At 64.7% G+C, this 13,055-nt stretch carries 13 protein-coding genes; 8 read left to right on the forward strand and 5 right to left on the reverse strand.

Features of this window, described 5'->3' with window-relative positions; all coding sequences use genetic code 11:
- Positions 1-4 precede the first annotated feature (4 nt).
- Positions 5-679, reverse strand: a complete 675-nt coding sequence (locus AC13FW_RS10690) for a response regulator transcription factor (protein WP_296251694.1) — start codon at positions 677-679, stop codon at positions 5-7.
- Between the two features lie 89 nt (positions 680-768).
- Here AC13FW_RS10690 and AC13FW_RS10695 point away from each other — a divergent pair, with 89 nt between their 5' ends.
- Entirely contained in the window at positions 769-2,610 is a 1,842-nt protein-coding gene (locus tag AC13FW_RS10695) for a 3-hydroxybutyrate oligomer hydrolase family protein (RefSeq protein ID WP_482989043.1), read from the forward strand.
- Positions 2,611-2,634: 24 nt separating this feature from the next.
- The gene (locus AC13FW_RS10700; RefSeq protein WP_482989044.1) at positions 2,635-4,296 is read left to right on the forward strand and encodes a fatty acid--CoA ligase; all 1,662 of its coding nucleotides are present in this window, start codon (positions 2,635-2,637) and stop codon (positions 4,294-4,296) included.
- A 212-nt stretch (positions 4,297-4,508) separates the two neighbouring features.
- On the opposite strand, the gene AC13FW_RS10705 is transcribed toward AC13FW_RS10700, so the two are convergent.
- From AC13FW_RS10705 to AC13FW_RS10715, 3 genes are all read right to left on the reverse strand, one after another.
- Positions 4,509-6,191, reverse strand: coding sequence for an amidohydrolase (locus AC13FW_RS10705; RefSeq protein ID WP_482989045.1), 1,683 nt, complete (start codon positions 6,189-6,191; stop codon positions 4,509-4,511).
- A gap of 99 nt (positions 6,192-6,290) precedes the next feature.
- A complete protein-coding gene (locus AC13FW_RS10710; RefSeq protein WP_482989046.1) occupies positions 6,291-7,034 on the reverse strand; it encodes a glycine zipper 2TM domain-containing protein in 744 nt (247 codons plus the stop codon).
- A 118-nt stretch (positions 7,035-7,152) separates the two neighbouring features.
- Positions 7,153-7,587: an OsmC family protein gene (locus tag AC13FW_RS10715; protein WP_282272712.1), complete on the reverse strand. Its 435-nt coding sequence runs from the start codon at positions 7,585-7,587 to the stop codon at positions 7,153-7,155.
- Positions 7,588-7,889: 302 nt separating this feature from the next.
- On the opposite strand from AC13FW_RS10715, the gene AC13FW_RS10720 reads away from it, so the two are divergent.
- The 3 genes from AC13FW_RS10720 (at position 7,890) to AC13FW_RS10730 (ending at position 9,650) form a co-directional block, all read left to right on the forward strand.
- A complete protein-coding gene (locus AC13FW_RS10720; RefSeq protein ID WP_282272710.1) occupies positions 7,890-8,300 on the forward strand; it encodes an HU family DNA-binding protein in 411 nt (136 codons plus the stop codon).
- Positions 8,301-8,435: 135 nt separating this feature from the next.
- Positions 8,436-8,819: a DUF3861 family protein gene (locus AC13FW_RS10725; RefSeq protein ID WP_296251708.1), complete on the forward strand. Its 384-nt coding sequence runs from the start codon at positions 8,436-8,438 to the stop codon at positions 8,817-8,819.
- A 246-nt stretch (positions 8,820-9,065) separates the two neighbouring features.
- On the forward strand, positions 9,066-9,650 hold the full coding sequence (locus AC13FW_RS10730) for a YceB family lipoprotein (RefSeq protein ID WP_282272706.1): 585 nt from the start codon (positions 9,066-9,068) through the stop codon (positions 9,648-9,650).
- A gap of 211 nt (positions 9,651-9,861) precedes the next feature.
- Here the strand turns inward: AC13FW_RS10730 and AC13FW_RS10735 are convergent, their stop codons facing one another.
- A complete protein-coding gene (locus AC13FW_RS10735) occupies positions 9,862-10,329 on the reverse strand; it encodes an SET domain-containing protein (protein ID WP_482989047.1) in 468 nt (155 codons plus the stop codon).
- A gap of 342 nt (positions 10,330-10,671) precedes the next feature.
- Between AC13FW_RS10735 and AC13FW_RS10740 the strand changes: the two genes are divergently transcribed.
- The 3 genes from AC13FW_RS10740 to AC13FW_RS10750 are packed head-to-tail and all read left to right on the forward strand — an operon-like array spanning position 10,672 to position 13,020.
- Positions 10,672-11,118 (forward strand): SUF system Fe-S cluster assembly regulator, encoded by a 447-nt coding sequence (locus AC13FW_RS10740; protein ID WP_057627263.1) that lies wholly within the window; start codon positions 10,672-10,674, stop codon positions 11,116-11,118.
- A gap of 19 nt (positions 11,119-11,137) precedes the next feature.
- Positions 11,138-12,613, forward strand: coding sequence for a Fe-S cluster assembly protein SufB (gene sufB / locus AC13FW_RS10745; protein ID WP_482989048.1), 1,476 nt, complete (start codon positions 11,138-11,140; stop codon positions 12,611-12,613).
- Positions 12,610-13,020, forward strand: a complete 411-nt coding sequence (locus tag AC13FW_RS10750; RefSeq protein ID WP_481614961.1) for a lysozyme inhibitor LprI family protein — start codon at positions 12,610-12,612, stop codon at positions 13,018-13,020. Before sufB ends, AC13FW_RS10750 begins: the two co-directional genes overlap by 4 nt.
- Positions 13,021-13,055 lie beyond the last annotated feature (35 nt).

Consider the following 13,055-nt stretch of genomic DNA (forward strand, 5'->3'; position numbering starts at 1 on the left):
TGGATCAGGCGTCCTGCGTCTCTTCAATCTGCCGCGACGGATCGTTCAGACCCATCTCGTGCAGTACACGGATCGCCTGCGCGCGGTTGCGCACGCCGAGCCGGCCCATGATGCGGGTCATATGCGCCTTGATCGTGCGCAGCTGCACGCCGAGGCGATCGGCAATCTGTTTGTTGAGCAGGCCTTCGGCCACCAGACTCAGTACCTTGTACTGGTGCGCGGACAGGCTGGCCAAACGCGCGGCCAGATCGGCGTCCTTGCTGAACGGCGCAACCCGCGCCACGGTTTCGCGCAGCATCGCCGGTATCCAGCGCTCGCCATCGAGAACGGTCTGCAAGGCCTGCTGCAGGTCCACCAGCCCCGAGCTCTTGGGCAGGTAACCGGCAGCGCCAAGATCGATGGCGCGGCGGATCACATGCGGCTCTTCATTGGCCGAGACGATGATGATCGCCAGCCCCGGCTGCAAGGCGCGGATCGTCGCCAGACCAGCAAGACCGTGGTTGCCCGGCATGTGCAGGTCCAGCAGCATCAGGTCGATCTGCTGGCTCTCGATCGCCTCCAGCACGCTGTCCAGCGAATCGGCCTCGCTGATCTGCAGGTCATCAACCGCCTCTTCGGCCGCGCGATGCAAGGCTGCGCGGAACAAGGGGTGATCATCGGCGATAAGCAGGGTCGGCATGTCCTGGCGAGGTTAGCAAATTAAGCTTGGGCCGGGCACGGGTACCTAGGTACGCTGGCATGTAACCATTGGCTTGCTAGTGTGGGGCAATGAACATCCCCCGCCCCGTTACCCTGCTTTGCGCCGCGCTGCCGCTGTTGGGCTGCGTTTCCGTCGCCCAGGCCGCCACGCCCGGCCCTGCCGCTGCCGCGCCCGTGTTCGAACAATGGCGCGAAACCGAGCACCGCGGCAGCGATGATCTACTGACGGCTGGCCTGGGCCTCGATGGCCTGCGCGCCGCTGCCGCACCGGCATTCGCCAGTCCGGCCCAGCCGACCGCAGTGGAAGCACGCCGCCGCGCAATCTGGAGCAGCTGGCGCGGCATCGCCGACCTCACCCCTGGCGGCGGCTTCGGCGATGTCTACGGCAATCTGCAGGCAGCGCCGGGCCGGGAGTTCTCGGCCTATGCCCACATCCCCGGTGCCCGCCAGCCGCATCGCGTGCTGGTGCAGATTCCGGACAGCTTCGATCCGGCACGGCGCTGCCTGGTAGCCGCGGCCTCCTCCGGCTCGCGCGGCATCTACGGCGCGATCTCGGTCGCCGGCAGCTGGGGCCTGGCCCACGGCTGCGCCGTCGCCTATACCGACAAGGGCACCGGCAGCGACTATTACGACCTGGACGCCAGCAGCGGCTTCCAGGCCGACGGCACGCCTGCGACGCAGGGCGCACTTGCCTTCGCTCCAACCGATAGCAAAGCGGCGCATGGCATCGCCTTCAAGCACGCCCATTCCGGTGACAACCCGGAAGCCGACTGGGGCCGGCATCTGCTGCAGGCACTGCAGTTCGGCTTGCAGGCACTGGACCGCGCCTACCCGCAATCGGCACCGTTCACGCCCGCCAATACCCGCACGCTGGGCGCAGGTGTCTCCAACGGTGGCGGCGCGGTGCTGCGCGCAGCGGAGATCGAGGGCGACTGGTTCGATGCGATGGTCGCGGGCGAGCCGAATGTCTCGGTGGCTGGCGCGCCGCCGCTCTACGACTTCGTCACCCAATCCGCGCTGCTGATGCCCTGCGCCCTGCTTGCGCTGGATGATCTGCCGCAGCCGCCGATGCAGGCACAGGCAGCACCAGCATGGACGCAGCGGTGTGCCATCCTGAAATCGGCCGGACTGGTGCAAGGCGATGACACCGCCGCACAAGCACAGTCGGCACGCCAGCAACTCGCCGACGCCGGGCTCAGCGATGGCGCGCTACGCGCCGGTGCGTTCTCGACCGGCTTCGACCTGTGGCGCGCAATCGCGGTGACCTATGCATCGGCATATGGCCGCTACGGCGCGGGCGAACACCCCTGCGCCTACAGCTACTCTGCTGTCGGTGCGGACGGCAAACCCATTGCTGCGACCGCCGAGCTGCGCGCAAGCTGGTGGAGCGAAGGCAGCGGCATTCCGCCCGGCAGTGGTGTGGCGCTGGTGGACGGCAATGCCGCCCAGTCGGCGGAGGATCCGCTGCGTGGCTTGAACTGTCTGCGTGCACTCGGCATGGATGACAGCGCGGATGCCAAGCACGTGCGCGCTGGCATCGCCGACGCTGCCGCCAAGGCGCCGCGTCGCGGCCTGCCAATCGTGGTCATCCACGGTACCGACGACGGATTGGTGCCGATCAGCATGACCAGTGACCGCTATGTACCGCTCGCACGCAAGGCTGGTGCGCAGATCGCCTATTGGCGGGTAAGCAACGGCCAGCACTTCGACTCGCTGCTGGCCTTCCCGGATTACCGCAAGCGCTATGTACCGCTGCTGCCCTACATGTTTGCGGCAATGGATCAGGTGTGGGATCACCTTGAGAATCCAGCACACGCCCTGCCGCAGGATGCCTTGATCCAGCCAACGCCGCGTGCGGAAGCACCGTTGCAGCGCTCACAGCTGTCCATTCCCGCAACTTCCGGCCGCTGACCCGCTGCCAACCAGGATATACAGATGTCATTCGCAGCCGACGCAAATTCCGCCGAATCCAGCGCCTACGCCTATCCGCTGCTGATCAAGCAGCTGCTGCACACACCGCTGGCGATCAATCCCGATCAGGAAATCGTCTACGGCGACAGGGTCCGCTTCGACTACCGCACGCTGCAGGCGCGTATCGGCCAAATGGCTGGCCTGCTGACGTCACTGGGCGTGAAGCCCGGCGACACCGTGGCAGTGATGGACTGGGACAGCAACCGCTACCTGGAAAGCTACTTCGCGGTTCCGATGATCGGCGCGGTGCTGATGACGGTGAACATCCGCCTGGCCCCGGAGCAGATCGCCTATACGCTGAATCACAGCAGCGCACGGGTGATCCTGGCCAACCGCGAGTTCCTGCCGGTGCTGGAGAGCATTGAAGAGCAGCTGCCGGACCTGCGCACGCGGGTGCTGCTGGACGATGAAGCAGGCCCGCTGCCGGCTGGCTTCGCCACCGAGTACGAAGCAGGTCTGCGCAGCGCCGAGCCGGTCCGCGACTTCCCGGACTTCGACGAGAACACCCGCGCCACCATGTTCTATACGACCGGCACCACCGGTCTGCCCAAGGGTGTCTATTTCAGCCATCGGCAACTGGTGCTGCATTCGCTGGCGGCGATGGCGGCGCTGGGCAGCGCGCCCAGCCAGGGCCGGCTGCATCGCGGTGATGTCTACATGCCGATCACGCCGATGTTCCATGTGCACGCCTGGGGCATGCCGTACGTGGCCACGCTGCTGGGCATCAAACAGGTGTATCCGGGCCGCTACCTGCCGGGCAAGCTGCTGGACCTGATCGCGCGCGAGAAAGTGACGTTCTCGCATTGCGTACCAACCATCCTGCATATGCTGCTGGGCGATCCTGCCGCAGCGGACACTGATCTGCGCAACTGGAAAGTCATCATCGGCGGCGCCGCACTGCCGCGTGCCTTGGCGCAGCAGGCCTTGGCGCGCGGCATCGACATCTTCGGCGGCTACGGCATGTCCGAAACCTGCCCGCTGCTCACCCTCGCCCAGATCGATGTGGATGCCCTGGCTGGTACCGATGAGGAGCTGTCGCTGCGTACCAAGGCCGGTATTCCGGTACCGCTGGTGGAGTTGCGCATCGTCGATGAAGAGATGAACGAAGCCGCCCACGACGGCATCGCTACCGGCGAAGTGGTGGTGCGCGCGCCGTGGCTGACCCAAGGCTATCTGCACAACCCAGAGGCCTCGGAAACCCTGTGGGCCGGCGGCTACCTGCATACCGGCGACATCGGCAATATCGACAGCGGCGGCTACCTGCGCGTTACCGACCGCATCAAGGACGTGATCAAGACCGGCGGCGAATGGATTTCCTCACTCGCGCTGGAAGACATCATCGCCATGCACCCGGCGGTCAACGAGGTCGCGGTGATCGGTATTGCCGATGCCAAATGGGGCGAGCGGCCACTGCCGTTGGTGGTCAGGCACGCAGGCAGCACGGTTACCGAAGCCGAGATCATCGAGCTGGTCGCCGCCCGCAGCCGCGCCGGCGACATCTCCCGCTACGCCATCCCCGACCGCGTCAGCTTCGTGGATTCGATAGAGCGCACCAGCGTCGGCAAGATCAACAAGAAGAAGCTGCGCAGCCTGCATGACCTGGCGGCGAACCCAGCCGGCGGCTGAAGTCGAGCTCGCGACAGGGGGGTTTGTAGGAGCGGCGTAAGCCGCGAAGCTGGCAGCAATGAAGTTACCAACAAGCCCGCAATCGCATGGATCGCGAGCTTCGCGGCTGACGCCGCTCCCACAAAAAGAAGAAAACCGATGCCAAGGGTTTGGCATCGGTTTTCAGGTGACTCAACGATCAAGTGGAAAGCACTACCGAAGCCGCAAGGGCTTCATCCCTCCGGCGTAACCGCCCTGTAAACCGGCTCGCCATCCACCCACGTCGACAGCACCTTCAGGTCATCAAGCTGGTCGGCAGCGACTTTCAACGGGTCACGATCCAGCACCACGAAGTCGGCTCGCAGGCCACGCTGCAGCGTGCCGACCTGGGCTTCGTCATGGCCAGCCCATGCCGCATCGCTGGTGAAGCCGCGCAGCGCTTCGGCGGCAGTCAGGCGCTGCTCGGGCTGCCAGCCACCTGGCGGCTGGCCGTCGCGGTCCTGACGGGTCACCGCTGCGTACAGGCCCAGACGCGGGTCAACCTGCTCCACCGGGAAATCAGAGCCCAGGGCCACACGCGCGCCGCTGTGCAGGAAGCGCTGCCAGGCATAGGCACCGAGGATGCGTTCCGGCCCAACCCGCTGCTCGGCCCAGCCCATGTCCGAGGTGGCGTGGGTCGGCTGCATCGAGGCGATCACGCCGAGCTTGGCGAAACGCGGGATGTCCTGCAGCGACACAACCTGCGAGTGTTCGATGCGCCAGCGGTGATCGGCGTCCTTGTGGGTGCCCAGCACCTTCTCGTAGGTATCCAGCACGATGCGATTGCCGCGATCACCGATCGCATGGGTGGCGACCTGCACCTTGCAGCCGTCGGCCTTGCGCACGGCGACTTCGAACTCCTCCGGCGAGGTCATCAGCAGGCCGTGGTTATGCGGGTCGTCACTGTAAGCGGTCAGCAGGGCCGCACCGCGGCTGCCCAACGCGCCATCCATGTACAGCTTGACCCCGCGCATCTGCAGGCGACCGCCGGGATGGGCGTACAGGCCGGTCTTGCACAGGTCCTCCAGCGCTTCGTTGTTGCCATCGGCATAGGCGTCGATGCGCAACGGCAGCTTGCCCTGGTCGGCCAGACGCTTCATCAGCGCCAGATCCTCGCGCGACACGCCCATGTCATGCACACCGGTCAGACCATTGCTGACCGCCGCCTGCAGCGCAGCCTGCAGGCGCTTTTCACGCGAAGCGTCATCCAGTGCCGGAATCTGCGAATAGACCAGCGACGCCGCACCATCGACCAGCACGCCACTCGGCTTGCCAGCAGCATCGCGCAGGATGCGCCCGCCCTCCGGCTGCCAGTCTCCGGATAGCGATTTCCCAGCTTTCTCGGCAAGGTGGATGGCGGCGCTGTTGACCCAGCCGGCATGGCCGTCGATACGCTCCAGATAGACCGGCCGCTGCGGGAATGCTGCATCCAGATCGGCGGTGGTTGGGAAATCGGTGTTGTCCCAGCGGTTCTGGTCCCAGCCTCGGCCCAGCAGCCACTCGCCGGGCGCCAGCGTCTTCTCGAAGGCCTGCAGCCGTTCCAGCACTTCGCCGCGATTGCCTGCGCCGGTGAGATCGGCCTGCATCAGGGTATTGCCCAGGCCCATGATGTGCGCATGGGCATCGATCAGGCCCGGCACCACGGTCGCGTCGCCCACGTCAATGCGCGGTGCCTGCGGGTACAACTGCAGCAGTGCATCGGCGCTGCCCACGTCCAGTACCTTGCCGCTGTCACTTTCCCAGGCGATGGCACCGACCACCGGCTGTGCCGGGTCGCCGGTGCGGATGGTATCGGCGACCAGCAGCTTGACCTCGGCCTGGGCCGGGAGCGCATGCAGACAGGGAAGCAACAGGGCGACACAGGCAAGACGACGCATCAGGCACGCTCCACAACGGAATGCGTGGACTATGCCGTCATCGGCCCAGCCTGACAAACCGTGCCCTGCACCTCAGCCGGGCAGAAACGCCCGCTGCGCTCAGTCGGCGCTTACATCGACGCGGACGCGGATCTGTTCGCCGGGGTGGTAGTCGCGATGGGTGCGGTATTGGCGGCCAGCGTATTCGTAGGTGACGTCGTAGCCATCCACCCGCTCGCTCTCGCTGCCATAGCCACTGGGCTCACAGACCCGCACGTCACCGCGCTGGTAGGTCGGCCGGTTGCTGGCTTCGTAGATCGCGCGACCGGCAGCGCCGCCGGCAATGGTGCCGACCGCGGTGCCCAGGTAGCGGCCATCGCCACCACCGATGCGGCTGCCGATCACCGCACCGGCCAGGCCACCGATCACCGTCGCCCACTGGCGACCGCTTTCGTTGCCCTGCCGGTACTGGCCGTTGTCGTAGCCACGCTGGTCGTAGCCATCATTCCGATAGCCGTTGTTGCCGTAGCTGTTGTTGCCGTAGCCACCGGCCTGATAACCATTGTTGTTATCCACATAACCGCCATCGTTGCGCTGATAGCAGCGCTCACTGCGTCCCTGATCGCCGTTGACGATGACCGGATCCACCCGCACCACCCGCGCGTAGTCGTACACCGGGCCATTGGTGTCGCTGCTCCCGCTGCGATACCGGCCGTCGTCATAGCGCGGGTCCGGCCGGTACTGGCCATCATCGTAAGAAGCGTTGGGGCGGTATTGACCGTCGTCGTAGCGCTGTGCGGACGCCTGGAAGGCGACCAGACCACCGGCAACAAGGACAGCGGCAACAGCTAGCGAGCGACTCATGGCAGCAACCACTCCGGCAGGAATGAGGAACAAGGGATGAGCGATGCTCAGGCGCGACGGGTGAAACGACCCTGAACCGGCCCGGCCAGCGCTGAACGCTCGCCGGGCCAGCGCCAGGTCAGGCCGAAAACTCGGTATCCAGGCTGATCGGAACCGCACTCAGTGCCTTGGATACCGGACAGTTCTGCTTGGCGTCATCGGCAATTGCGCGGAACCGGGTCTCGTCCAGGCCCGGCACCACCGCTTTTACCTTCAGCCGGATCTGCGACAGCTGCGGGCCTCCCTCCATCGACAGGTCGACATCGGCACGGGTGTCCAACGAGGTCGGCGGGAAGCCGGCCTCGCTGAGCTTGGCCGACAGCGCCATGGTGAAGCAGCCGGCATGCGCGGCGGCGATCAACTCCTCGGGGTTGGTGCCCTTCTCATCGCCGAAGCGGCTGTTGAAGGCGTAGCGCGTGTTCTCCATCAAGCCGCTCTGCGGCGTGCTCAAGCGGCCCTGCCCAGTCTTCAGATCACCTTCCCAGCGTGCGGTGGCGTGACGCGAAATACCCATGGTCGAACTCCTCGTGGTGGATGACGCAGCCAGCCTAGCCCACATCGCGTTAGCAGTTTGTGCGGTGCAGCTGCAGGCGCAACGGCGTGCCCGAAGACCTGGGGCAACACCGTGGCTGATCGCAGCCCCGCCCTGTTTTTGCGTGCCTTGCGGCACTGATTTGTTGTCCAAATACGCCCGGAAGCAATTTTTATGGGCTTTTTCTTCGATTACCTATTGGCGTCACGCAATTCATGCCCTACATTTCGCTTGCCGACGGGGTCGGCACGACCAACAACCAACCGTTCACGGAACAGGAAATCATGGCAAAGACCGCTAAAAAGGCTGCCCCGAAGAAGGCAGTGAAGAAAGTAGCCACGAAGGCTGCAACCAAGGCTGCCGCCAAGCCGGCCGCACCGAAGCCGATCAAGGAAGCACTGACCAAGTCCGGTCTGGTCGCCCACATCGCTGAAGCCACCTCGGTTGCTGCCAAGGACGTGCGCGCTGTGTTCGCCGCCCTGGAAGGCGCCGTCGCCGCCTCGGTCAACAAGAAGGGCGCTGGCTCCTTCACCCTGCCGGGCCTGCTGAAGATCTCCACCGTGAGCGTTGCTGCCAAGCCGAAGCGCAAGGGCATCAACCCGTTCACCAAGGAAGAGCAGTGGTTTGCCGCCAAGCCGGCCACCACCAAGCTCAAGGTGCGTCCGCTCAAGAAGCTCAAGGACGCTGCGCTGTAATCAGCGCGCCCCTTGGCGAAGAAACGGGACGGCCCTGCCGTCCCGTTTTTTTTGGGCTTTTGGTGTGGTGGAAAACGTTCCCATGGCCCGCAGCGTTCTGCCGGTGGCATCGGGAAAACGCTGGAACACAGCGTCATGGTCCAACGCCTCGTACCTGCGCCAGCACCGGCCTATGGTGGCCACTCCCACCGCTTCCCCACGCAGTCCACCATGTCCATCAGCAAGCATCGCTACCGAATCTCCGTCACTCCGATCGAGACCGACGGCCAGCAGTGCAGCGGCCGCTGCTCGATCGAGTTCGAACAGCGCAGCCAATACAACTGGATGCGCCAGCTGGAATCCGCGCAAGGCCAGCGTCGACTGTCCTGCAATGAGGACGCCGGCGTCGTTGTTGTCACCGGCCTGCTGGAAACACTGGCCGAATCGGCAGGCAAGCCCGACAGCCTGTTGAGCGCCCTGCAGCCGGAGCTCGGCCAGTTGCTGCACAAGCTCAAGCAGCTGCAGAAACCGCTGGAATAAGTCGCTGGCCGTAAAGCTTGCACCCGGCAGTTCCCAGCATCGTCGCCGCAGCGGCGTCCGGCTGATCAACGGGACCGCACAGCAGTGCTCCGCGCGCTGACATCGAAACAGCCCGCTCATCGGTCTCAATGACAGGGAGATCAACCGGCGATACGTGCGCCCGATTGAATCCGGTCTGCTAACTGACCGTTCACCCGATCCGGTTATCTTGCTAGTCCAACCAGCCGCCATCACCGAGTGCGCCCGATGAACCTGCGTTCCCTGCTCCTCCCCTGCATCGCCTTGATCGCCATCGCCGGCAGCGCCCATGCCGCACCGCAGGTCAACGGCAAGCAATTGACTGTGGGTGCCGCCGACGTGCAGCAGTACCTGGACGGCAGCTTCCCGCGCACGCAGAAGGCGCTTGGCGGTCTGCTGGCACTGACCGTCAGCCAGCCGCGACTGACCTTGCCGCAGGGCAGCCGCCTGGATCTGGGCTTCAACCTGGCCATGGCCGCAGGCGGTTCGTCGATGCCGGTGGGCGATGTACAGATCAGCAGCGGCCTGCGCTACGACGCACAGACCCAGGGCTTCCATCTGGACCAGCCCACCGTTGATGGCTTCCGCCCCAGCGCCGGTGGCGGCGAGCTGGATTCAAGCACCCGCAGCCTGCTCAATAGCTGGCTGGCCGACTACGCCCGCCGCGAGCCGATCTACAAGATCGACCCGGCCATCGCCAAGGTCATGGGCGTACTGCAGGTGAAGTCGGTAGGCATCCAGAACGGCCGCATCGCCGTGGACTTCAACCAGAACCTGGGCAGCTTCGTGCCGCAGGGATTGCTGGGCAACTGAGCCGGACAGCTGTAGAAACGAAAGAGGCCGCGATTGCGGCCTCTTTCATTTTGATCTGCTTGTGGGAGCGGCGTAAGCCGCGAAGCCGGCGATGCATCCGCTTCGAAGCCGAGCCCTCCCCCAACAGAGCCGTTTCGACAATTAGTGCCAGCAACTGAACTGGCAGTAGCTTCGCGGCTTACGCCGCTCCCACAAAACCAGCGGGCGCTCTTCAGCGCTTCGGCTGCAGCATCGTGCCGGTGCACTTGGGCGAGCCGCAACGGCATTCCCAGATTTTCTTCAGGCGCAGGGTGTGGCGCTCGGCCAGGGTGATGCCGTAGTTGTAGGTCAGCTCTTCGCCCGGCTTGATATCGCGGATGGCTTCGATGAACACCTTGTCGGCGGTGCGGTCATCACCTTCTGCTTCTTCGATCATCGCCTCGCAGTTGGGATCGCAGCTGTGGTTGATCCAGCGTGCGTCGTTGCCCTTGTAGTTGGCATCGATGACGTAATCGTCGTTCAGGGTGAACAGGAACGTGTGGCCGGATTCCACATCGCCGGCATCATCCGCATCCACTTCGGCATGGGTACGATGCTTGCCCTTGTACTCGATGACGCGCTCGCCCTTCTTGAGATCGGCCACGGCGAACACGCCATTGCCGTGGATGGAGGATTTGCGTGCCTGGATCTTCTTGGGCATGTACATGGCCGGAACTTGAGTGAGGCGGTGATTCTCGCCCATCGGGCTTTACAACCCAAGGGCTGGGATTGGGGATTGGGGATTGGGGATTGGGGATTGGGGATTGGCAAGAGTGTGGCGCTGCGTGGTCTCTGGCCTGCTGTTGCTTCCCGGCAAAGCGAAAGCACGAAGCAGCGGCTGCGCCGCCCCCTCTCCTGCCTTCGGCATCCTCTCCCACAAGGGGAGAGGAAACAGCTGCAGTCCCCTGATTGGCCGGGGGCTTCTGGGAGCTGAACGGCAAAACTTGGCCCCTCGGACCAGAAAGCGTACAATTTTGGTCCACATTGATACCCCGCTCCCGCAATGCTCCGCGTCACCAAGCTCACCGATTACGCCACCGTCGTCCTGACCGTGCTTGCCGCACGGCCGGCCGAAGTGTTGAGCGCGACCGATCTGGCTGAAGCCGCCGGACTGGAGCCGCCCACCGTCAGCAAGCTGCTCAAGCCACTGGCCCAGGCCGGTCTGGTCGAAGGCCTGCGCGGCGTGCATGGCGGTTACCGGCTGACCCGCCCAGCCTCCGAGATCACCCTGATCGAGATCCTGGAAGCAATGGAAGGTCCGCTGGCCATCACCGAATGCAGCCAGGAGCAGAGCCAGTGCGGCCTTGCCGGGCAGTGCGGTGTGCGCTCGAACTGGCGGCTGATCAATGACGTGGTTTCCGATGCCCTGCGCGGCGTCACCCTCGCGCAGATGCTGCACCCCTTACCGCTTGCCGACCGTCGACGCATCAGCGCCGACGTCGTCTCCTGAACAACCGTAGGCAGCCCTGATGGCCACCGAGATCATCGAAAAGGTCGACACCGTCGACAGTCCGAACCGTGAAATCCACGAACAGCTGGGGCGCAAGTACGACGCCGGCTTCGTCACCCTGATCGAGTCCGAATCGTTCCCGCCGGGCCTGGACGAGGACGTCATCCGCGCCCTCTCGGCCAAGAAGGACGAGCCCGAGTGGATGACGCAATGGCGCCTGGACGCCTACCGCCACTTCCTGACCATGCGCCAGCCGGACTGGGCCAAGCTGCAGATCGGCCCGATCGACCTGCAGGCGCTGAGCTACTTCTCCGCGCCCAAGGGCCCGAAGTACCAGTCGCTGGACGAAGTGCCCAAGGAGCTGCTGGACACCTACGAAAAGCTCGGCGTGCCGCTGCATGAGCGCGCAAAGCTGGCCGGCGTGGCGGTGGATGCGGTGTTCGACTCGGTTTCGGTCGGCACCACCTTCCGCAAGGAGCTGGCCGAGAAGGGCGTGGTGTTCTGCTCCATCTCCGAAGCCATCCGCGAATACCCGGAGTTGGTGCGCAAGTACCTGGGCTCGGTGGTGCCGGTGGGCGACAACTATTTCGCCGCATTGAACTCGGCGGTGTTCTCCGACGGCAGCTTTGTCTTCATCCCGGCCGGCGTGCGCTGCCCGATGGAGCTGAGCACCTATTTCCGCATCAACGCCAGCAATACCGGGCAGTTCGAGCGCACCTTGATCGTCTGCGAGGACAAGGCCTACGTCTCCTACCTGGAAGGCTGCACCGCGCCGATGCGCGACGAAAACCAGCTGCACGCCGCGGTGGTCGAGCTGGTGGCGCTGGAAGATGCCGAGATCAAGTATTCGACCGTGCAGAACTGGTACCCGGGCGACGAGAACGGCGTCGGCGGCATCTACAACTTCGTCACCAAGCGTGCCGAATGCCGTGGCGCGCGCTCCAAGGTGACCTGGACCCAGGTGGAAACCGGCTCGGCCATCACCTGGAAGTACCCGTCCTGCGTGCTGCTGGGCGACGACTCGGTGGGTGAATTCCACTCGGTCGCGCTGACCCACCATCGCCAGCAGGCCGATACCGGCACCAAGATGATCCACGTCGGCAAGCGCACCAAGAGCAAGATCATCTCCAAGGGCATCAGCGCCGGCCGTGGCCAGAACACCTACCGCGGCCTGGTGCGGGTTGACCGTGGTGCCGAAGGCGCGCGCAACTACACCCAGTGCGACTCGCTGCTGATCGGCAAGAAGTGTGGCGCCCACACCTTCCCCTATATCGAGGTGAAGAACCCCAGCGCCACCGTCGAGCACGAGGCCACCACCTCCAAGATCTCCGACGACCAGCTGTTCTATTGCCGCGCCCGCGGCATCGACCAGGAAAACGCGGTGTCGATGATCGTCGACGGTTTCTGCAAGCAGGTCTTCAAGGAACTGCCGATGGAGTTCGCGGTGGAAGCCAAGAAGCTGCTGGAAGTCTCACTGGAAGGATCGGTCGGATGAGCCGCCTGCCACTGCTACTGCTGGCCGTGCTGCCGTTCGCAGCCTCCGCCGCGGCGCCGGGCAAGGCCTGCGATGACGCCCGCACCCAGTTCGAACTCAACGAGTGTGCGGCGGCAGAAGCCACCGCCGCCGACGCCGAACTCAACGCCGTGTACCGGCAGGTGATGCAGAAACTGCAGGGCCAGCAGGTCGCCATCGACAAGCTGCGCGCAGCCCAGCGCCTGTGGATCCCGCTGCGCGACGCTGATATCGAAGCGCGCTATCCGGTGGGCAAGGACGAGAATCCGCGTGTCCTGTACGGCTCGATGTACCCGATGCTGTACTCGGCCAACAAGGCCGAGCTGACCCGCAAGCGCACCCAGTGGCTGCGCGCCACCTTCCTCGATCGCGCCGAAGGCGAGCTCTGATCGCCCCGCTCCCTACATATTGAAGAACGCACCCT

Source organism: Stenotrophomonas sp. 21LCFQ19 (genome assembly GCF_056861425.1).

Bases quoted from the DNA above. Each gene is read 5' to 3' on its own strand.
- AC13FW_RS10690 (WP_296251694.1), bottom strand. From the start codon at position 679: ATGCCGACCCTGCTTATCGCCGATGATCACCCCTTGTTCCGCGCAGCC.
- AC13FW_RS10695 (WP_482989043.1), top strand. From the start codon at position 769: ATGAACATCCCCCGCCCCGTTACCCTGCTTTGCGCCGCGCTGCCGCTG.
- AC13FW_RS10700 (WP_482989044.1), top strand. From the start codon at position 2,635: ATGTCATTCGCAGCCGACGCAAATTCCGCCGAATCCAGCGCCTACGCC.
- AC13FW_RS10705 (WP_482989045.1), bottom strand. From the start codon at position 6,191: ATGCGTCGTCTTGCCTGTGTCGCCCTGTTGCTTCCCTGTCTGCATGCG.
- AC13FW_RS10710 (WP_482989046.1), bottom strand. From the start codon at position 7,034: ATGAGTCGCTCGCTAGCTGTTGCCGCTGTCCTTGTTGCCGGTGGTCTG.
- AC13FW_RS10715 (WP_282272712.1), bottom strand. From the start codon at position 7,587: ATGGGTATTTCGCGTCACGCCACCGCACGCTGGGAAGGTGATCTGAAG.
- AC13FW_RS10720 (WP_282272710.1), top strand. From the start codon at position 7,890: ATGGCAAAGACCGCTAAAAAGGCTGCCCCGAAGAAGGCAGTGAAGAAA.
- AC13FW_RS10725 (WP_296251708.1), top strand. From the start codon at position 8,436: ATGGTCCAACGCCTCGTACCTGCGCCAGCACCGGCCTATGGTGGCCAC.
- AC13FW_RS10730 (WP_282272706.1), top strand. From the start codon at position 9,066: ATGAACCTGCGTTCCCTGCTCCTCCCCTGCATCGCCTTGATCGCCATC.
- AC13FW_RS10735 (WP_482989047.1), bottom strand. From the start codon at position 10,329: ATGCCCAAGAAGATCCAGGCACGCAAATCCTCCATCCACGGCAATGGC.
- AC13FW_RS10740 (WP_057627263.1), top strand. From the start codon at position 10,672: ATGCTCCGCGTCACCAAGCTCACCGATTACGCCACCGTCGTCCTGACC.
- sufB (WP_482989048.1), top strand. From the start codon at position 11,138: ATGGCCACCGAGATCATCGAAAAGGTCGACACCGTCGACAGTCCGAAC.
- AC13FW_RS10750 (WP_481614961.1), top strand. From the start codon at position 12,610: ATGAGCCGCCTGCCACTGCTACTGCTGGCCGTGCTGCCGTTCGCAGCC.